Origin of the sequence: Anabaena sp. CCY 9402-a (assembly GCF_963920945.1) — a bacterium.
Taxonomy (GTDB): Bacteria; Cyanobacteriota; Cyanobacteriia; order Cyanobacteriales; family Nostocaceae; genus Trichormus; species Trichormus minutissimus.
The window spans coordinates 1-21,481 of record NZ_CAWUDL010000076.1 but is presented as its reverse complement, the minus strand read 5'-3'; the positions used below and the strand labels follow the sequence as shown (position 1 = coordinate 21,481).

Below are 21,481 nucleotides of genomic sequence, written 5' to 3'. Positions count from 1 at the left end.
TTTGAGCAACAACAGATGCAGAAATCATCACCTGTATCTCACTAATAAAAAGTTAGAGCAAATTATCTGATATTAAATTAGAGCCTAAGTGTTTGGCTAAATCTTCAATAGTTGAGTAATCATAAACTAATGTTGGATCTAAATTACAGCCCAACCACGTTTCTAAATCACCTATCATCCCTATAGTCATAGAAGAATCTAGACCATATTCATCAAACAGCATTCTGATATCAACTTCATTGGTTGTAATCTCTAGCATATCGGCCATATAGGAAATTAGCCAATCTTGAATTTGTTCAGTGGAAGGAATAGTTTTTGTGTTAGCTGTTGTCATTTCTTTATTTTTTATACTAAGGATTTTAGTTTTTTGTTAACGGATTTTCTCGAAGAAAGGGCTAAAGCCCTGACTACTAACTTATGAGATTTTTATTGTCTGAAGCTAATACCTCCAATTTGCCTGTAAGTAATTTTTCTCGACATAATCGACGCTGAATTTTGCCACTGGATGTCTTCGAGATAGTGTTAGTCTTAATTAAGAATGTGGCATAAATTTGCAGTTCATGTTGTTGAGCAATGGCTTTACGAATGGCAATAATTACGGCTTCTCCATCTAGCTTTCTCAACCAACTTCTTTCTACTTCCTGAACAACAATCAGCTTCTCTTCTCCCTTGACTGTCACCGTAAAAGCTGCACCACAACTTGGCCTTAAAGCTGGGTGACTTTGTTCTACTGTGAGTTCAATGTCTTGGGGGTAATGATTCCGTCCCCGGATGATCATCACGTCTTTAATGCGTCCGGTGACGAATAACTCACCATCACGCAAAAATCCTAAGTCGCCAGTCCGCAGAAATGGCCCTTGTCTTGTATCTGCTAGATAGGCGTGAAAAGTTTGCTTTGTCTCTTCTGGACGTTGCCAATAACCACAAGCTACTGTAGCACCAGATACCCATATTTCACCAATTTCATCGGGTTTACACTGAGTCAAGTTTTCTGGATGTGCGATCGCAATTTTGGTATCTAGCCATGCACGTCCACACCCCACAAGTTGCTTAACTTTTTTATCCTCTGCTTGATTAATAATCACCTGGTTGTTTTCTAGTGCTTCAGTTTCCACCGCACAATACACTGGTTCATCTTGTAACAGCCCTCCAGACACCATTAAGGTAGCTTCCGCTAACCCATAACAGGGATACAACGCCTTGCTACGGAAGCCGCAAACTTGGAGGATATCACCAAATTTTTCTAGAGTTTCTTGACACACTGGTTCAGCACCACTGTAAGCACTATTCCAACTACTCAAATCTAGCTGTTGTATCTGTTGGGGAGTGATTTTTCTGATGCAGAGGTCATAACCAAAGTTGGGGCTGCCGCAATGAGTAGCACGATATTTAGAAATAGCCTTGAGCCAGCAAATTGGTCGCTGTATAAAGGATGTAGGCGGTATCAACACCCCTAAAAAACCTGTATATAAGGGTTGTAAAATGCCGTCGATTAACCCCATATCATGAAAACTGGGCAACCAAGAAACAGAGATGCTCTCAGATGTCAGTTCAAAAGCTTTTTTGATGCACTCGGAATTATGTAATAAGTTACTGTGACTAACCATCACACCCTTTGGTGTTCCTGTAGAACCAGAGGTGTATTGTAGAAAGGCTAGGGTATCTTTGCTCAGTTGCGGTGGTTGCCAGTTTAAAGCTGAGTTACTATCTAAGTCATCAGTGGCGAGGAGTTTGATAGCGGCTAATTCTGCATTCTGACTAAACCACTCTTGAAGTTGAGGTAATAGGGATTTGGTAGTCAGAATCACCGTGGCTTGAGCATCGGCGACAATTGCCTGAAGTCTGGATAAATTCTGATTACGTCGAGGTGGATAGGCGGGTACAGCCACAACGCCCCCATACAAACAGCCAAAAAAGGCGGCAATAAATTCTAACCCTGGGGGATATAGTAACAGAGCGCGATCACCTACGGTGGGCGGAACGCCATCACCCAGGTTACTAGTTATTTGAAGTTGAGAGGCGATCGCTTTTGCTTGTTGCGCTAAACTTTGATAAGTTAAACTACCAGTCTCTATTTCTCCATCCTGGAGGAAGGTAAAAGCAGTTTTCTCTGGTTGGATTTTGGCGCGATATTGCAGCAGTTCTACTAAGGTGGAGAACTGATTTTCTAGCTGTGATGATTGTTTAATTTCTGTAGAAATCATGATTTCCCCCTCAGTAATGCTTCTAATTCGGCAATTTCTTTGGCGATGGAAGCATCAACTTCATCGTCAGAGAGTTGTTTGACGGCTTCCCAATCCTGATTTTTTACGTTTGTCTCTGGTGGCGGTGTCGCCAAATTCAGCACTTCCATTGCTAAATAATCCACCAGTGCCGTTACTGTCGGATATTTAAAGGTGAGGGTGGAAGGTAAACTACAGCCTAAACTTGTCTGTAAGCGGTTTCTCAACTCTACAGAGGTGAGGGAATCCATACCTAAATCAAAGAAGCCTTGCTGAATATCAATGGCTGTTGCGGGATTCCCACCCAAAACTGTGGCGACTTGGCTACAGACATGATTCATTAAGTAAGCACGATGTTCACCTTTGGGGATGGTATCCAATTGTTGGCGTAATTCCCCAGCTTGGCTGGATGGTTCTGTGGATTTTGCTTGAGGTTGCAAATCTTGGAAGAACGGCGAGATGTTAAACTTCGACCAATCAACGGGAACTACCCCGACTTGGGGAGATGCTGGGGCTAACATTTGCTGTTCTAATACTGCTAATACTTGATGTGGCGCAATCGTACCGATACCCTTAGCTTTTACCCAGGACTCGGCTTGGCGTTTGGCGGCTGCACCAATGTCAGTTACTACACCCCAGTTAATACTCAAGCCTGGGAGTCCTTGCTGTTGTCGGTAATGGGCGAAGGTATCAAGGAAGGCGTTGGCGGCGGCGTGGTTGGCTTGTCCTGGTGAACCAAAGAGGGAGGCGACGGAGGAGAATAAGACGAAGAAATCTAGGGGTAGATGTTGGGTAAGTTGATGTAAGTTCCAAGCACCTTCTACTTTGGGAGACATAACTTTGGTGAAGCGTTCCCAGGTTTGTTGTTGGAGTACGCCATCATCTAATACCCCGACAGCATGAATAATACCGCGCAATGGAGGAAGCGATCGCTCTATATCTTCTATAACTTTGGTCATCTGTTCTAGGTTGACGACATCCGCTTGTGTCACCATCACCTGTGCGCCCTTTTGTTGCAGTGTTTTGATAGATTGTTTCACTTCGCCATTTGCACCACTGCGTCCCAGCAATACTAGATGTCTCGCCCCTTTCTCTACCATCCACTCAGCCACGAGTAAGCCTAAGCCACCCATCCCACCAGTAATTAAATAGGTGCTATCTTCACGGAAGCTAAGTTCTGTTTGGGTGACAACAATCTTACCGATATGCTTGGCTTGCTGCATATAGCGGAAAGCATCTACTACATTTGTTATAGAAAATTGGGTTTGGGGTAAGGGTTTGAGTTGTCCTGTAGCAAATTGCGGCATTAATTTCGCCAGCATTGATTGAATTAAGGTGGGTTGCTGTTGGCAAACTTCCACTAAATCCACTAGAAAGTAAGCAATATCTGACCGCACTTTTAATACTTCGTCAGTCTGTAATACTCCCCGCTTGGCAATTTCTACAAACCGTCCTTGGGGTTGTAAAACTGATAAACTCTTGCTGATAAATTCGTCTGAGGTCAGGGAGTTGAGGATAATATTTACACCCTGCCCATAAGTAATTTCTTTTATTTTCCCAGCAAAATCTAAGGTGCGGGAGTTCATAATTTGTTCAACTCCCAGAGATTTCAAGCAATCCCACTTTCCAGGACTAGCAGTAGCGAATACTTCTGCACCTATCTGTTGGGCTAACTGAATGGCGGCTTGTCCTACACCACCAGCCGCCGCATGAATTAATACCCGTTCTCCAGGGGCAATCTTTCCTAAATGATGTAGTGAATAATATGCTGTCAGGAAGGTAATGGGAATAGTTGCGGCTTCGGCAAAGGTCAAATTGGCTGGCTTTAGTGCTACCATTTGAGCATTCACTGTCACATATTGACTAAAACTTGCGGGTGCGATCGCTACGACAGCATCACCCACCGCTAAACCTGCTACCCCCGCACCCACGGCGACAATTTCACCAGCACACTCACCACCCAACGTCCCCGCATCACCAGGATACAAGTCTAAAGCGTTGAGCAAATCCCGGAAGTTTAACCCCGTCGCCCTGACTCTAATTTCCACTTCCCCTGCATCAGGTGAACGGTGTACAGTCGGTTCAAAGGTTAAATTTTCTAAAGTTCCTTTTTGGGAAATAGTTAAAGTAAAAGGCTGATTTTCGGGAATTTCTAGCTGATTTTCCCCCGATCGATTTAACCGCGCCACATAACGCTGCTGATGGCGGAAAGCAACTTGATCTTCTTCATCATTTGCTAAAATCTCAGCTAAAAGTGCGTTGACTTCATCCTCAACCGGATGAGAATCTAAATCTATCCGCACACATTTAAGTTCTGGATGTTCTAAAGCAATTACCTTACCCATTCCCCAGAGTGCAGATTGGGTTACACCAGAAACATTACCCTCCACAGATTGCGCCCCTCTGGTGACTAACCATAACCGAGACTGTGAGGTAAAATCTGTCTTAGTTAATGCTTGTAATAGATGTAAGGTACTACTACAACTTTGTCTAGATGCGGCTTTTAAATCTTTACTCGTTAACTTCAGGTTAAGACTCGTTAAAGCATCAGATGTATCTAAACTCCAGCAATTAATAACACCATGTAAAGCAGTTTCACTATTGCTAATTCTAGTGAGTAATTGCTGAAAATGCTCTGGCTGAGTGGGATTAAGCGTCAAAGTTTGCCCATCCAGTAATTTATAGTCCTCGCCTGAGAAAACTAAGGTGCAGATATCACCTGTTTCTCGTAATTGAGTCGCTAATTTTTCACCAAGTCCTTGAGAGTCAGCCAATACAAGCCAATGTTTGGACTTAGCAGTTGCTACAGTTTTCTGAATGGCGGCGGCTTGTGCGACAATTACAGATTGCTGATTTAAACTACCTTGGGTTGCTGCGGCTAAAGGTAGGGTGACGGCTGCTTGATATCCCTCTTGCAGTAAGACTTGCTGCCATTGTTCACTCGTTAACAGGGGATAATTGGGACGTAACTCAGTATCACTAAATCGCCACCAACCTTCAGTTAAGCCAAAGGTCAAATCTAGCCAAGCTTGGGGAATAGTTCCCTCTAATAGTATAAGTAACCCTTGCGGTGCTAATAACTGGCGGATATTTTGCAAAGTTTGCGCTAAATCCTGGGTGGCGTGGAGGACGTTAGCCGCTACCACGACATCATATTGGTGAAACTCGAATCCCTGGGGCTTTAATTCCTGTTCAATGTCTAATACTTGATACTGCACAAAGGGATAATCGCGAAATTTCTCTTGGGCTTGGGTAGTAAAGCGGGGCGATAAATCTGTAAAGATGTATTCTGTTTGCTGTGCTGGTAGGGTTGGCAGAATGTAAGCGGTAGTTCCTCCCGTACCCGCCCCAATTTCGAGAATCCGCACACCTCTATTTTGAGGTAACTGTGCTAAAGCTGAGGAAATAGCCTGCTGCACTAAAGTATTAAGTACCTGCGACCCTGGAGAATCTTGATAAACTTGGGTGGCGGTGGTCATGTCGCCTTCAGGAAACAGCAATTGCAAGGGGTCACTCTCACCTTGCAGGACTGAGGCCAGTTTACTGGCACAACGCCCCAATAATGTTAACTCTGCGGCTGCACTAGGGTATTTTGCCAACAGGAGATTTAATTTGGTGTCTGGGTTGGAATCCTGGGGTATATTTATTACCTGCCATTGCGAGTTACTTTCCTGTAAATAACCAGCATCTGCCACAATCTCTAATAGCCGATGTAGCAACCTGTGATGGCGGTTGACTATGCCCAGTTGGGTGATGATGTCTGCTGTAGCAAAACGTTGCCCAAGTTGGAATTTTCTCCCCATTTGTGCAAAAGCATGAATGATGTAGGCGACGCTTAAGGCTTCCATTTGGGTGAAGACTTGCTGATACTCTGACCAATTAAAACCAGTCAGTATATCAGGCAGTTTGGCAGAAATTTTAATACTTACTTGCTCAGGCGATACCAAGTAATCAGGGCTGAGTTGTGAACTGGCAAAGTGGACTTTTTGCCGCCACGCCACTTGATAAAGCCAGTTATGCCAATTGTCTTGGGTTGTGGGAAGTAGGCGCGACCGCTTCAACTCTAAACCCTCTACATGAACTCTTCTTACTCCATCACTAGTATAAAGGCCAACATTGCTATTAATAAGTTCTTGATTTGTGTCTGGGTTAATCTCTGCGTGACTCCAAACCAGATTTCCCGGACTACTATGAATCTGTAACCGCTCGATTGCTACGGGTAAATACGTATCTAGTTGATTTTGATGGAGTAAAGCTGCACCTAATACTTGGAAGCTAGCATCTAAAATAATCGGATGCAGGTGATAATTTTGATCTGCCCAAGTTTCTGCTAGCTGTACCTGTCCCATCGCCAAACCCGGAGCATACCAGAGTTGTTGGATGGCTTGGAAACTAGAGCCGTAATCAATCCCTCTATTTTGACATTGCTGATAGTAAGTCTGAGGTGCAATATTTTCATGACATGGCGATCGCAATTTTGTTAAGTCAGTTTGGATCGGTTCAGCTTGATTTTCACCCCGCAGTAATTTACCTGTGGCGTGGAGTCTCCATACTGACTCATTATCTGTAATATTTTCACTACTGAAAATTTGGAATGAATAACTACCATCACCGGGAGATAGGCTAATTTGTAATGTTATGCCTACTTCTCCCAAAATCAATGGCTGTAAAATACTAATATCTTCTAATACTAATTGTACAGTTTTATACAATTTACACCCCGCAGCCAATGCCATTTCGAGATAAGCGGTAGCTGGTACAATGACCTCACCAAAAACGCGATGATCTGGCAGATAAGCGGGTTGATTTTGGCTAATCTCGGACTGGAAACAAATTTCCTTCACACCTGCTAAATTCAGCCTTTGACCGATTAATGGGTGCTGTTGACCCTGAACTAGCTTGAAACTTGGCTGATGCAGAGGTGATAGTGTTTCTATCCAATAGCGTTGTCGTTGGAAAGGATAGGTAGGTAAAGAAACTGTCTCACAGTCAGAATGTCGATAAAATTCGCCCCAGTTGATAGGAATACCCCGGACATACAACGCCGCCAAACTTGTTAAAATTTGCTCCCATTCGCCTTGCTTGGGATGCAAACTCGGCAACCAAACCCCTACACCATCAGGTAAACATTGGCGACCCATGCCAATTAATATGGGTTTCGCGCCAATTTCTACAAATATCTGATAACCTTGCTGGTGCAGAAACTTCATACTGGAGGCAAATTGCACCGGTTGGCGGATATGATGCACCCAATACTCAGGTGTGGCGATGTCTGTTGTCGCAATTTGTCCTGTCAGGTTGGAAATTAGGGGAATTTTAGGAGACGAGTATTGTACTGTCTTGGCTACCTGCTCGAAATCCCCCAGCATCGCCTCCATCAAGGGAGAATGGAAAGGGTGGGAAACCTGTAGAGGCTTGGTTTGGATACCTTGATTTGTCAGTTGCTGACAAACGGCTTCTATAGCTTGGCGTTGTCCAGAGATGACGAGACTTTCTGCGCCGTTATAGGCTGCTATGGCGATTTGCTCACCGTAGGGTTGAATAGCAGATAAGACTGTCTGTTCATCTGCCATAATCGCTGCCATTGCTCCATCTGGGGGTAATGCCTGCATTAACCTACCCCGTTCAGCAATGAGTTTTAAGCCATCTTCTAAGCTGAACACCCCCGCCAGACAAGCGGCGACATATTCCCCAACGCTATGACCCATGACTGCCGAGGGTTCTATCCCCCAAGATTGCCAGAGTTTAGCTAGGGCATATTCTAAGGCGAAGAGGGCGGGTTGGGTATAGGCAGTTTCGTTGATTGGGGACTGGGGACTGAGGACTGGTGACTGGGGATAAAGGATTTCTAGGAGGGGTGTTTCTAGGTAGGGTAGGAGGATTTGGTTGCAGTCATCGAGGATTTGGCGGAATGTGGGGTGCGATTCGTAGAGTTTCCGCCCCATATCGACATACTGCGAACCTTGACCTGTAAATAAAAAGACTACTTTAGGATGTTTGCGACTATTGATTTGTCCCTGGAAGACTCCGGGAGTATCTTGTTTTAATAAAAATGCGGCTAATTGCTCTTGTAGTTTGATTGTAGAGTCAGAGGTAATTCCTAACCGATAATCGAAATGGTTGCGTCCAACGCTAGCTGTAAAACAAACATCCGTCAATGATACTTGAGGATGATTCTTGAGATAGTCCTGATAACTCTGCACTAGTTCTTGCAGTGTCTTCTCAGTTTTAGCCGATAAAGTCAGCAGTTGTAATGGATGGTCATCTATTTCTTGCTTCTTGCTTTTGCCTTTTACTTTTTGACTTCCCAAGACAACATGAGCATTAGTCCCACCAAAACCGAAGGAACTTACCCCAGCTATAGCAATGTCATCTTCAGTCCAATATTCTAGTTTTTGCTGGACTCGTAGGGGTAATTTATCAAAGGGAATATAAGGATTGGCTTCTTGGAAATGCAGACTCGCCGGGATTTGCCCATGTTTTAGGGAGAGTGCAACTTTAATTAATCCAGCAATACCGGCGGCGGCTTCGGCGTGACCAATGTTAGTTTTGACTGAACCTAAAGCACAATATTCTCCAGGAATGCGACCTTCATTGAGTACCTTCCCCAAGGCTTTGACTTCTATGGGGTCGCCTAATTTTGTGCCTGTACCGTGGGCTTCTATATACTGCACCTTACCAGGAGATACTCCCGCCTGACGGTAGGCTTCTCTGAGTACGGCTTCTTGTGCTAGAGAATTGGGTGCGGTGATACCATTACTGCGACCATCTTGATTAACTGCACTACCGCGAATAATGGCATAAATGCGATCGCCATCTGCCTCAGCTTGAGATAGTAGTTTTAATACTACCACCCCAGCCCCTTCACTGCGAACATAGCCGTTAGCCCGACTATCAAAGGCTTTACATCTACCATCAGCGGCCATGAAGCCACCTTTAGAAAAGGTGACTGTCACCCAAGGGGAAGCCATCACATTCACACCTCCAGCTAAAGCTAAGATAGATTCCCCATTCCGCAAGCTTTGGCAAGCTAGATGAACTGCTACCAGAGATGAGGAGCAAGCAGTATCAATAGCAATACTTGGCCCTGTGAAATTTAAAGCATAAGAAATCCGGTTAGCAGCCAAGGATAAAGCTGTACCTGTACCTGCATAGCTATCTAAGTTAACGGGATTTTGGAAGCGTAGCTTATCATAGTCGAAGCTAGAAATCCCCATAAACACGCCCGCAGGTTTACCCGCTAAGGCTGTAGGATTTTGTCCAGCATCTTCTAAGGCTTCCCACGTGGTCTCTAGTAACAACCGATGTTGAGGATCTACACTGGCGGCTTCTCTAGGGGCAATATTGAAAAATTGGGGGTCAAATTGATCTATTTGCTCTAAAAAACCACCCCATCGCGTGGTCATTTTATCTGGTGTCGCTGGGTCAGCATCATAAAAATCATCTATATCCCAGCGTGTCTTCGGCACTTCGGTAATGGCATCTATCCCATCGCGCAGCAAATGCCAAAAGGCTTCCGGGTTTTTAGCCCCAGGAAAACGACATCCTATTCCAATAATGGCGATGGGTTCTTTGTCCATTTTGTTCCTCTAAAATTTTGAATTATGAATTGAGAATTTCTAATTACTTTTAAAACTTACTGATAAGGACTTTAATCCTCGCAAAGCAATATTTTTACGCCAATCTAATTGATCGGTTTGTAGTTCTATATAGGAAAATCTTTGTGCAAATGTATTAATAGCAATTTGACTATTGAGGCGAGCTAATGCTCCTCCCAAACAAGTGTGTGTGCCATCGATAAAAGCCATGTGGCGGTTATCACTACGGGTAAGATTGAGGCGATCTGGATCAATAAATTGTGCCGGATCTCGGTTAGCAGCACCTAGACAGGCGACAACTTTATCACCTACTTTAATCAGTTTGCCACCAATCTCTACATCTTCTGTAGCAATCCTTTGGGCATATTGTACAGGACTGTCGTAACGTAGTATTTCTTCAACGGCACTTTGAATTATAGTAGGTTCTTGTCTCAGTTTTTCTAGCTGTTCAGGGTGACGGAGTAAAGCCAGAATCCCATTACCGATTGTATTGACTGTAGTTTCTTCCCCAGCAATAAACAATAATATACAGGTAGACAACATTTCTACTTCGCTCAATTTGTCGCCTTGGTCTCTAGCCTCAATTAGTGCGCTGATTAAATCTTCTTGTGGGCTTTTTCGGCGTTCTGCAAATATTGCACGGAAGTATTCTGCAAATTCCAGAACTATCTGATTTAAATGTTCATAGGTTTGCAGTGGTAAAAGCGGATCTAATATCCGAGATAGGTCATTAGACCACTGATGTAGCTGGGGGCAATCCTGATCAGGTACACCCAACATTTTGGCAATCACTTTGACGGGTAAGGGAGCAGCTAAATCGGCAATCACTTCCATATTTCCCTGGTGTTGCACTTTGTCAAGTAACTGATCCACAATTCCTTGAATGTAGGGACGCAGAGGATCGATGACTGATGGAGAAAAGGCTTTACCAACAAGTTTGCGGAGTCTAGTATGGTCAGGTGGATCGAGGTAGATTAACCATTTACCAGTAACATCAGCTAATGTATCCAGATCCTTTTGCTGGGTGAGGTAATTGCTTTTATTTCTTAAGCGGGTGGCTAATTTATCTACACAAAAGCGGGGATCGCGCAAAACTGTTCTGACATCTTCATAGCGGGTAAGTACCCAAGCATTTAATAAGTTCTGATGTACAGGATCTGTCTCACGCAGACGATGGTAGGTGGGATATGGATCTTGATGCAAATTAGCAAGTAGGGGATTAAACCTAAAAGGTTTAACTGTCCTTGCTGGTTGGTTCTGCCCAGAGTTAATCATCTCTTGGCTGCTCTCAGCAATTGACTCCATTGTTAAATTTTCCCTGAAAGCTTGACTTGATTCGTTGATTTTAATAATCGACATTCTGCATCTAGGTGTTGAGCCAATGCGGCAATACTGGGAAATTCCCAAAATAGGGTGGGGTCTAGTTCCCAGCCTAGCCACTCGCCTAATTCACTTGTCATGCTAACTGCCACTGATGAATCTAAACCATAATGAGCAAAAGACTCTTGAGTGTCTATCTCATCTGGCGGCAGTTTTAGGGATAAAGCTAAATGTGTGACTAACCAGTTTTGAATCTTTTCCGGATTCGAGGCAGTTTGTTCACTTGCAGAATGATTTTGTGCGCCTTGTTGGACGTGTTCCAATAAGGTTGCTAGAGAGGTTTGCAGTGCTGCTAATTCCAGTTCTTGGAAGTTGACTTGCCACTCTCCGACAATATCTAGGTTCCTGGCTAAAAACCCAGTCCTACAGGCTTGACGTTGAATCTTCCCACTGGAGGTTTTCGGAATACTGGCTGTTTTGAGTAAGACGACTGCATAAACTTGGAGTTCATGTTGTTGTGATACTGCTTGGCGGATTGCTCCGACTACTTCATCTACATCTAACTGGCGTAAATAACTCCGTTCTACTTCTTGAGTAATGACTAACCTTTCTTCACCTGCAACGGTAATAGAAAAGGCTGCACCACAACCAAGACGTAAGGCTGAATGGCTCTTTTGGGTGGTGAGTTCGATGTCTTGGGGATAGTGGTTTTGTCCGCGAATAATGATTAAGTCTTTGATGCGACCTGTGACGAATAACTCGCCGTCGCGGATAAATCCTAAGTCTCCGGTGCGGAGAAATTCACCCTCTCCAGTGTCAGCTAAATAGGCTTGAAATGTCTCTTTGGTTGCTTCTGGATTTTGCCAGTAACCAGCCGCGATATTTGCACCTGATACCCAGATTTCCCCGACTTCTTCTGGGCTACACTGGGTCAGAGTTTCTGGATTGGCGATCGCAATTTTCTGCTCTAACCAAGTCTGTCCACAACTGACTATTTGTTTGCCCTGCGTTTGTTCTCCACTGGCTACTACAACTCGATTCTCTTCAATGGCTGATTCATCAACAGATAATACTACAGGTGCAGATGTTTTCATCCCTCCAGAAACAAACAAGGTAGTCTCAGCCATGCCATAGCAAGGATAAAAGGCTTCAGCACGAAAGCCGCAAGATTTAAACTTGGTAGCAAATTTTTCTAGGGTTTCCGCTTGTACTGGTTCTGCACCGTTAAAGGCCAATTCCCAACTGCTGAGGTCAAGGCTAGCTATCTGTTCGGGGGTAATTTTGCTCACACACAAGTCATAAGCAAAGTTTGGGCCTCCACTGGTAGTAGCTTGATAACGTGAAATGGCTTGCAACCAACGAATAGGTTTCTGGAGAAAAGCCACTGGTGACATCAGATAGCATGATATCCCCAAATATAATGGCTGTAATACGTTTCCAATCAGTCCCATGTCGTGGAATAAGGGCAACCAACCCACAAAGATAGTTTCCTGGGTGTGTTGGTAGGCAAGCTGAATCATGCGTTGGTTGTACAGCACATTTTCATGACTAACCATTACCCCTTTTGGCTTGCCAGTAGAACCAGATGTGTATTGGAGAAACGCTAGGGTATCGCTACTGATTCGAGGTTGTTGCCAATCGGCTGCCAAGTTCACGTCAATGTCATCAGTGGCTAGCCATTGTACTTCGGCTAGTTCTGGTGCTTGGTTCACCCACGCTTCCCGGTTGGATAGTAACGCGGTGGTGGTGAGGACTACTGTTGCCTGCGTATCTGCCACGATCGCCTGGAGTCTTGCTAGATTCTGGTTACGTCGCGGCGGATAGGCTGGAACAGCTACTACTTGGGCATACAAACAACCAAAAAAGGCACTGATAAATTCTAAACCTGGTGGATAAAGTAACAGAGCGCGATCGCCTATGGTGGGCGAAGCATTGTCACCTCTGGTTACGAGAGTTTGTAACTGAGCAGCGATTGAGCGAGCCTTTTGTTCTAATGCTTGATAGGTCAAGCTGTAGGCTGCTGTTTCGCCATCCTGCAAAAACGTAAAAGCTGCTTTGTGCGGACGCTGCAAAGCTCTAAATTGCAGGAGGTCTACTAACGTTGTAGTTTCTTGCAAAATAATTGATTTCAATTTTTTACATGCACAAACGAAAGAGTGTACAGAAATTCGGGCTGATTCCTGAATTTACTGGCGTGGAGAGGGAACACGTAACTCTTATTGGGGAACATGAAAGAACGGATATATGGACTCTGAGTCTTGTTCCGCGATCAAACAGAAGTCCTATTTGATACTTCGCCAAACTTTTTTAAGCCCACATAGTACCTTTAATACCACAAAAATAACATAAATTAAACGCTTAATAGCTTGATTATCATAAAATTACTTGTTTTTTTATCAGTCACAATTGACACAAACATCTTGGCATACAAGCACTGTACAGATTATTAAAAGAGCATTAAACTTTCTTTAAAACAAGAGATTTGCTCAAATCTCTTGTTTTAAAGATATTAGGAGAAAACGTAGTATGTAATACTTCTCTATACTGTGTACTAATATAAATTTATATATTCAGTAACTGCATGAGAATTTGCTGCAAAAATTACCCGTATTTGAAGAAGGCAGAGGGGATGATGAGGCAAGGAATCAGCACATGGCTCAACCTACCCTACCGCTAACACTAATCAGCACTCTTCGCTGTTTCGGTGTTGACAACACTATAAACTTTGTCAACCTGCTGTAGCTGTTGGTAAACTTCTGCGGCTACTGATTGGAGACGCTGAGATTCTGTTTGCAGGTTAATTTCATGTGCTGCTTTTTGCTGGAGCAAGTTATCTAATTCTGCTCTTCTTTGAGTAATATCTTTGTTGATTTGCTCAATCACTTCCCGTTCGTAGGTGTTGAAGCATTCTTCCACCCCTGTACGGATTTGGGGAAGATATTCTTCAGCCGCCTGTGGGAGATATTTCGTTAGTTCCTTTTGAGTCGTCTGGACTAATTTTTGCCTGGCTTGGTCGGCTTGGACAAAGCCAATACCCATACCCAAAAACGCCAATCCCACAGGCCCTAAAAAAATCCCAGTGATACTGCTGGTAACACTGTTCACACCAATTGCGGCGATGTAATTGAGTAAAATATTTTTCCAGTCGAAGCCTGCTTGCGCCATCGCCACGCCAGCAATGTTACCCCTAGACAAAGATAATAATCCCATCGCCCATTTTGTCCAAGTAGGTGAATCTTCTGCGGTAGTAGTTTGGGTTTTACGTTTTAGTTCTTGTCCCGATAATTTATTGGCGATTTGGTCTGTAACTTGGCTGTATGAAGCACCATAGGTTGCTGCACTGGTGGAAAGTTTGGCAAAGGCTGCATTCATTTCTAGTTCTACCGTCAATGTCCAAGTCGCAATTTTATCGGCTGTGTATTGCTCGAAAGCTTGTTGTAGCAACTCGTTAAAGGCTTCACGTTTATCTTTGTTTAAAAAATCGAATAGTTCTAAGTCTGGTTGGTAGGGTAAAAAATCAGTTTCAAAGGTATTACCCAAATTGAGAATGTAAGACCGCAAAGATTCCGCAATAGTGTTGGCTTGAATGTCTCTTGTGGTGATAATTTCTTGCTGAAATTGATCACGAATTATGCCTAACTGCTCAAATTCTGGTTCTACGGAACTAATGCGCTGTTTCATTTCACTCACATCTTGCTTGAGTAAGGAAAGGCGGCGTTGAATAGCAGCTTGGATGTTAGTGTAGGTTTGGTGAGCGAGGATAATCGCTGGTTGTAGTTGAGCGATCGCGCGATCTTGGGTTAAAAAGGTATTGAGCGATCGCAGCAATTCTGGAAATCCTGTACCCTCTAAGGAGGCTGATTGATCCTTAATTCTTCTTCTCAGGGCATTAATGGCAGAAATCTCAAAGACGCGCTCAGAATAAATATTTTTTCCGTTAATTTGACAGTATTGCGCTAAATTTACCTCAAATAATTCTCGCAATTGCATCTCTGCTGTTTGCAATTCTTCTTCGTCATCTGGATCTAGAATGCCTTCTTGAATTTGATCCCAACCATTAATAATAAAAAATACCGTCAAACCACGACCTTTAATATAATTTTCTAGGTAGCGTCGCTCGGCTAAAGTGTAAGGCTGAGATGCCCTCATCAGAAACAGAATTGCATGACAATTATTGATGTATCCTAGTGATGTTTCATTTCTGTCTTCTGTATCGTTTAATCCTGGGCTATCGATAATTTCTAGCCCTTTGGATAAAAGCGGTAATGGGTACTCTACAATGGCATGACTGACTTCAGCAAATACCATTTTTTTGCCTTTGCCTAGCTGTTTAGCTTCTTTTGGATCAATCGTGTACTTCTGCTTAAATTCTTTAAATTCAAGCTGTTCTGGAGTTTTTTCATCATTAAAATGAACAGTTACCTTTTTCTCTTCTCCATAACGTAAAATCGTCAAAAGAGCAGTACAGGGATTAACTGCATTCGGCAGGATATTTTCCCCAATTAAGGCATTAATAAAAGTGCTTTTCCCTCGCTTCATATCGCCTAAAACGAGTAAGCGAAATATACCTTGATGCAGATTTTGACTGGCTAAATTGATGTTTTCAATATCTGAACTTAAACCTAGTGCGCCCGAAGTATTTTTTCCAGCTAATTCCGCTTGACTAAGGATGTCACCCATCTGTGCTAAACATACAGAAATTTCTTGACGAACTCCGGCGACTTTATCTAAATTATCAATAAAACTGTCAGCTTGAATTGTGTGTTTCATACTACTAAAAGAGTAAAAAGTCAATATTAAAAAAAATATTTATGAAATACGCGGACTTGAAAGAAGTCATACACCATTTTCAAAACATCTTTGATGGCAAAACGCTGTATAAGGAATGGTAATAAGCTAATCGTCATTTAAATTGCACCATTTTCATGGTCATCAAAGCTGCAAACCCTCGCCCTTGCTCCCTGCTCCCCTGTGGCCTCAATGGGACAAAAAATTTAAAGCTTTGAGGCACTTAGCCCTAAGTAATAGAAATGTAACGTGTTTAATTCTACTATAGGGGGTGACATAGGACGTATGTAAATGATTGTGAAGAAATATCTTGAGGAATGATACAGTAGTTTTGAGATCAAACCAAGTATACTAGTATTGCGATCATCACCTAGTTCGTAAAACCTTAATATAGCTTAGGTAATAGCGTCGCATTAAAAATTCTTGAAGTTACAATCTATCTCAGTAGACTTGGGGTTAACCTGCAAGTGACTGGTTTAATACTTAACCAAGTGCGACCGCAGGTTTAGTAAGAAAACAGAATCGAGCGAACATAGTCCTTTAATTAAATCTTTAGGTGATTTGTATGGATGAAGTGGTGAAAAAGCTTGCATCGCTGGGTTTGCCTGGTGCAATGCTGGTAATCGTAATTGCAACAACAGGTCTAGAAGGTAATGTTGTTATTCCTATGGTTCTGGCTACCCTTGGTGGCCCATTTGGGATGATGGGAGGCTTGGCAGTTTTAGGAATTGTGACTCTGGTAACTGAATCCTTAGCAGGGTATGGGATTGAAAAAGTGCTGAGTGCTGTTTACACAGAACGCAGCAAAAATGAAGCACTGGGAGGTATTTTGAGAGAAATTAACAGTTTGCCTATTTCTGATGAACTGAAAACTAAACTCAAAGATAATATTTCTAATCCACCCAAAACAGAAGCCGATTTAGTAGTTATTAGTCCCCAAGTTGCGGAAATTCAATAGTCACTGTCTGCATAATTTTCTGATGCAATTCTAAGCATGGTTCGTAGTGAGGGCTTTAACCCTACTCCGTTACCATAGCGGACACATAAAAAGGTTAGAGACACTCACTACAAACCTTTCATTAATTCATGCCTTAACAGAGTAAATGGTCTAGAGGCTCATTAAGGATGCGATCGCCTATCGTATTGTGTCGGCAGACTCAATGATGAGAGTCAAACCGTCAGATGGCAAATAGGGAAATATATAGAGACTTATAGAAAAGGCGATCGCTCATATTACATACTAGTACCCCTATACGAAAGTCAAAAGTCTCGTATATCGAGGCTTTTACTTGTTGGAAATCGTAGCTTGATTTAAGCCGTGCTGTACTAGATAAGTTAACAACTATTTTGATGCCGTGGAAGAGTTGTACAGTCAATTCTTCCGTCTTCCCACAACAGAAGCAAGCTAAAAAGGATTTAGCACCTGAAATAATGGTTAAAGATAACGAACAAAACCAGTCAGAAGCAGCAGTAGCACTACAGCCAAACCAGTTTACTCCATCAGGTTTGGTGTTTGATGACAAAGATATTTATATCGATTTAGGTAAAAAACCTGAATTTAAAATTGCACAGCAAATTACCTTAGAAGCTTGGATTAATTGTCAAGCGCAAAGAAGAAGAACCGGAATTATCACGAACGTTTTTGACACTGGTCAAATTGAAAGTGGATATGGTCTACTCTTAGATGGTAAAAGTGGGATATTCTTCGCCTTAAAAACTCCATCCAAAGGCATTCAATATCTTAGTAGTAAGGAAAATTCCATCCAACTAAATCACTGGCATCACATCGCCGGCACTTATGACGGTAAACGCATGAGAGTATACGTTGATGGTGTAGAAAAAGCCACTAAAGCCACAGTCGATAGCAGCATTGATTACAATCCTGAAAATGAATTAGTAATTGGAATTTACCAAGATAATAACGAATCTTATCCGTTTCAAGGAAAAATTGCAGAAGTTCGCATCTGGAACAAGGCTCGTTCTGAAGCAGAAATTCAAGCTGATATGACTCGTTATCTTGTTGGGAATGAACCGGGATTAGTGGGCTACTGGCCATTAAACGATGCACCGGGAACAATAATAATACAAGATAAAACTAATCACGCCAACGACGGCAATATTATTGATAAAACTGTTGGGGTGAAAACAGAAATTTCTAGAGAAAACCAACAGCCAACACCACCCCAATCAGAATCTCAAGAAGTTATACCAAAAACAACTCAACCACCTACACCTATGCTAGAACAAACACAAGTTATCATTCCAGAAACGCCTCAAGCCACTAAAACTAAACAGGAACGCACAAAAAATAAAACAAGCAAGTATCCATACAAGATTTTGTCAATTGATGGTGGTGGTATTCGGGGAATTATCCCAGCGATGATTCTCGAAGAAATTGAAACACGCACCCAAAAACCAATCGCCAGTTTGTTTGATCTCATTGCGGGAACTTCAACGGGAGGAATTGTAGCACTAGGGTTAACTAAACCTCAATTAAATGCCACAAAAAAACCTGCATACACTGCTAAAGACTTAGTTAATATCTTTGCCGAGCATGGTAATGTAATATTTTATGAGCCACTATACGCAGAACTATTAGGAGAATTCGACGAAATTCTCAAACCAAAATATACATCCGAGGGAAGAAGCGACATCCTCACCCAATATTTTGGCTCTACAACAATAGTGGAAGCTATTACAGAAATTCTCATTCCTAGCTATGATATTGAACAGCGAGTACCAGTGTTGTTTAGCAGTAATATTAACAAAGAAAATATTACATCTAGAAAATTGCGCAAGATAGGTGAGGGCTTTACCATGAAAGAAGCAGCAATGGCAACTAGTGCTGCACCAACATATTTTGCCCCATATCGCATTCCTACATCACATAACGAAAATGGTTTCTATACATTAGTAGATGGGGGAGTTTTCGCTAATAATCCTACTGGGTTAGCCGTAATAGAATCTATCATTGGTGCTAAAGAAGCTATCAAGAAAGGTGAAGAACCTTGGACTCTTGATAATACGTTAGTAGTTTCTTTGGGAACAGGTTCACTCACCAAACCATACCCTTACCAAGAAGCGAAAAATTGGGGATTATTAGGCTGGGCTAGACCAATGTTAAATATTGTTTTAGACGGTGTAAATCAAGCTATTTCTAGTCAAATAGAAGAACTCATCCCCCAATCTGAAGATAAATCCCAACAACAGTATTACCGCTTACAAGCATACTTAGATGAAAGCTTAGAAGCAATGGATAATGCGAAGTTTAACAATATTCGGATGCTGATTCAAGTAGCCAAGCAAATGATTGCAGAGAGAACAGAAGAAATAGATGAATTGTGCAATAAATTAGTGAATTAAAAATAAATTTCTAGTACAATACGGTTCAGTTAAGAATAATTGGTAGTAGGTTGGGAAGCCACCGCCTTGGACGGGTTTCCCGGCTTGGGACGAGTGGCGTTTGACGTAAGGAAACCCAACACTAAGACCATATTGGGTTGCGCTGCGCTTAACCCAAGCTACGTCTAATGGACTATTTTAGCCTGGTCAAGCCACTACTAGTAGGTCATCAAATGTGAATTGAGGCATAAGCAAGTTCGTAGTAAGGACTTTAGTCCTTAGAAAAATCAGGACTAAAGTCCTTACTACGAACCCTCAAAACTAACTTGATAGACTACTAGATTCAAGTCTGCGTTTTAATTTCACAGTAAGAAAAGGACTAAAGTCCTCACTACAAACAATTTTTAAAATTTATGAGCGATTTATTAAAAAGGCTTGATTATTTATCACCAGAACAGCGTGAATTAGTTTTAAAAAAACTGCAAATGCAGAAGACAAATTCTGCAACAGATAATAATAAATCTCAAAGCTTACCACTTGTTCCTGTAGATAGAAACCAAGCAATTCCTTTATCATTTGCTCAACAAAGACTCTGGTTTCTCGCCCAACTAGTTGGACTCAGTGCGACATATAATACACCAACTGCTTTACAAATTACTGGGAAGTTAAATATTAATGCCTTAGAGCAAGCCATAATCGAAATTGTTCGCCGTCACGAAGTTTTAAGAACAACCTTTCAAGAAATTAATAATACTCCCCGGCAAGTTGTTCATCCTACTGTGATGGTAAATTTACCAGTGGTGGACTTGCAAGATTTATCAGATATAGAGAAAGCCTCTCAAGTTCAACAATTAGTCCACCAGGAAGCACACAAACCTTTTAACCTCCAACAACTGCCCTTAATTCGCGGTCAGATTCTACGCTTGGATGAAACTTCCCATGTATTGCTATTGACTGTGCATCATATTGTTGTTGATGGTTGGTCAATGGGGGTCTTTATTCAAGAACTATCCGCCCTCTATCCCGCCTTTGCCACTGCTAAACCTTCCCCACTAGCAGAGTTACCTATTCAATATGCTGACTTTGCTGTGTGGCAAAGACAATGGTTAAGTGGGGAAGTGCTAGAAACTAAACTCAACTATTGGCGACAAAAGTTAGCAGGTGCGCCACCTCTATTAGAATTACCAACAGATAGACCACGCCCACCGATAGAGACTTTTCGGGGAGGTAGCTATACATTTACACTCAGCAGCCAGCTAACACAGCAAATTTTGAGCCTAAGTCAAAAGTCAGGGGTAACTCTGTTTATGACTCTACAGGCGGCATTCGTCACATTACTACATCGTTATACTAGTCAGGATGATATCCTCGTCGGTACGCCCATTGCTAATCGCAACCGTCAAGACATAGAATCATTAATTGGCTTTTTTGTCAATACTTTGGTGTTGCGAACCAAACTCAATGGTAATCCCAAATTTAGCGAACTACTCAAACAAGTACAACAAGTAGCCCTAGAAGCCTACGAACATCAGGATGTCCCTTTTGAGCAGGTAGTTGAAGCTCTACAACCAGAACGCAACTTAGATCATAATCCACTGTTTCAGGTGATGTTGGTGTTGCAGAATGCACCTCAAGGCACACTGAAACTATTGGATTTGGAGTTGACATCCATCGATATTAATTTTGCCACAGCCAAGCGTGACTTAACTCTCACATTCGTAGAGACAGACGAGGGACTGGGGGGTGTTTGGGAATATAACCGCGACTTATTTGATGAGTCTACAATCATCCGGATAGCGGAACATTTGCAGACTTTGTTAGCAGCAGTGGTGGCTAATCCTCATCAGCAGATTGCCTATTTACCGATACTGACACAAGCAGAACAGCAACAGTTACTTGTCGAATGGAACGATACTCAAAAAGAGTATCCGACGGAGTTATGTTTGCATCAGATGTTTGAGACTCAGGTAGAACTAACACCGGATGCTGTAGCAGTTTTGGGGAATGGGGAAGAGTTAACTTATGGTGAGTTGAATGCTCGTGCTAATCAGGTGGCGCATTATTTGCAAAGCGTGGGTGTGGGGGCTGAGGTATTAGTGGGGATTTGTGCAGAACGTTCCTTAGAAATGGTGGTAGGGTTGTTGGGGATTTTGAAGGCTGGGGGGGCTTTTGTACCTCTTGACCCAGCTTATCCACGCGATCGCCTACAAT

Annotated in this window: 9 protein-coding genes; 3 read left to right on the top strand and 6 right to left on the bottom strand. The window is 42.6% G+C overall.

The genetic code is table 11. The features are described 5' to 3' along the window. Nucleotides 1-52: 52 nt before the first annotated feature. From ACM0OR_RS22760 to ACM0OR_RS22735, 6 genes are all read right to left on the bottom strand, one after another. Nucleotides 53-334 (bottom strand): acyl carrier protein, encoded by a 282-nt coding sequence (locus ACM0OR_RS22760; RefSeq protein ID WP_323268613.1) that lies wholly within the window; start codon nucleotides 332-334, stop codon nucleotides 53-55. A gap of 76 nt (nucleotides 335-410) precedes the next feature. Next, the gene (locus ACM0OR_RS22755) at nucleotides 411-2,204 is read right to left on the bottom strand and encodes a fatty acyl-AMP ligase (RefSeq protein WP_414578853.1); all 1,794 of its coding nucleotides are present in this window, start codon (nucleotides 2,202-2,204) and stop codon (nucleotides 411-413) included. Further along, nucleotides 2,201-9,802: an SDR family NAD(P)-dependent oxidoreductase gene (locus ACM0OR_RS22750; RefSeq protein ID WP_414578852.1), complete on the bottom strand. Its 7,602-nt coding sequence runs from the start codon at nucleotides 9,800-9,802 to the stop codon at nucleotides 2,201-2,203. The genes ACM0OR_RS22755 and ACM0OR_RS22750 overlap by 4 nt, the downstream gene beginning before the upstream one ends. A 39-nt stretch (nucleotides 9,803-9,841) precedes the next feature. Then, on the bottom strand, nucleotides 9,842-11,125 hold the full coding sequence (locus tag ACM0OR_RS22745; protein ID WP_414578851.1) for a cytochrome P450: 1,284 nt from the start codon (nucleotides 11,123-11,125) through the stop codon (nucleotides 9,842-9,844). Between the two features lie 2 nt (nucleotides 11,126-11,127). Continuing rightward, nucleotides 11,128-13,272 carry an AMP-binding protein gene (locus ACM0OR_RS22740; RefSeq protein ID WP_414578850.1) on the bottom strand — a complete coding sequence of 715 codons (2,145 nt, stop codon included), beginning with the start codon at nucleotides 13,270-13,272 and terminating at the stop codon, nucleotides 11,128-11,130. A 547-nt stretch (nucleotides 13,273-13,819) separates the two neighbouring features. Further along, on the bottom strand, nucleotides 13,820-15,910 hold the full coding sequence (locus tag ACM0OR_RS22735) for a dynamin family protein (protein ID WP_414578849.1): 2,091 nt from the start codon (nucleotides 15,908-15,910) through the stop codon (nucleotides 13,820-13,822). Between the two features lie 583 nt (nucleotides 15,911-16,493). On the opposite strand from ACM0OR_RS22735, the gene ACM0OR_RS22730 reads away from it, so the two are divergent. The 3 genes from ACM0OR_RS22730 to ACM0OR_RS22720 form a co-directional block, all read left to right on the top strand. Next, a complete protein-coding gene (locus ACM0OR_RS22730) occupies nucleotides 16,494-16,886 on the top strand; it encodes a hypothetical protein (protein WP_414578848.1) in 393 nt (130 codons plus the stop codon). Between the two features lie 392 nt (nucleotides 16,887-17,278). After that, entirely contained in the window at nucleotides 17,279-19,291 is a 2,013-nt protein-coding gene (locus tag ACM0OR_RS22725) for a LamG-like jellyroll fold domain-containing protein (RefSeq protein ID WP_414578847.1), read from the top strand. Nucleotides 19,292-19,683: 392 nt separating this feature from the next. Further along, the coding region (locus ACM0OR_RS22720) for a condensation domain-containing protein (protein WP_414578846.1) at nucleotides 19,684-21,481 on the top strand (1,798 nt) is incomplete at its 3' end.

Coding starts and splice junctions, on each gene's coding strand:
- ACM0OR_RS22735 (WP_414578849.1), bottom strand. CDS start 15,910: ATGAAACACACAATTCAAGCTGACAGTTTTATTGATAATTTAGATAAA.
- ACM0OR_RS22755 (WP_414578853.1), bottom strand. CDS start 2,204: ATGATTTCTACAGAAATTAAACAATCATCACAGCTAGAAAATCAGTTC.
- ACM0OR_RS22750 (WP_414578852.1), bottom strand. CDS start 9,802: ATGGACAAAGAACCCATCGCCATTATTGGAATAGGATGTCGTTTTCCT.
- ACM0OR_RS22760 (WP_323268613.1), bottom strand. CDS start 334: ATGACAACAGCTAACACAAAAACTATTCCTTCCACTGAACAAATTCAA.
- ACM0OR_RS22745 (WP_414578851.1), bottom strand. CDS start 11,125: ATGGAGTCAATTGCTGAGAGCAGCCAAGAGATGATTAACTCTGGGCAG.
- ACM0OR_RS22730 (WP_414578848.1), top strand. CDS start 16,494: ATGGATGAAGTGGTGAAAAAGCTTGCATCGCTGGGTTTGCCTGGTGCA.
- ACM0OR_RS22725 (WP_414578847.1), top strand. CDS start 17,279: ATGCCGTGGAAGAGTTGTACAGTCAATTCTTCCGTCTTCCCACAACAG.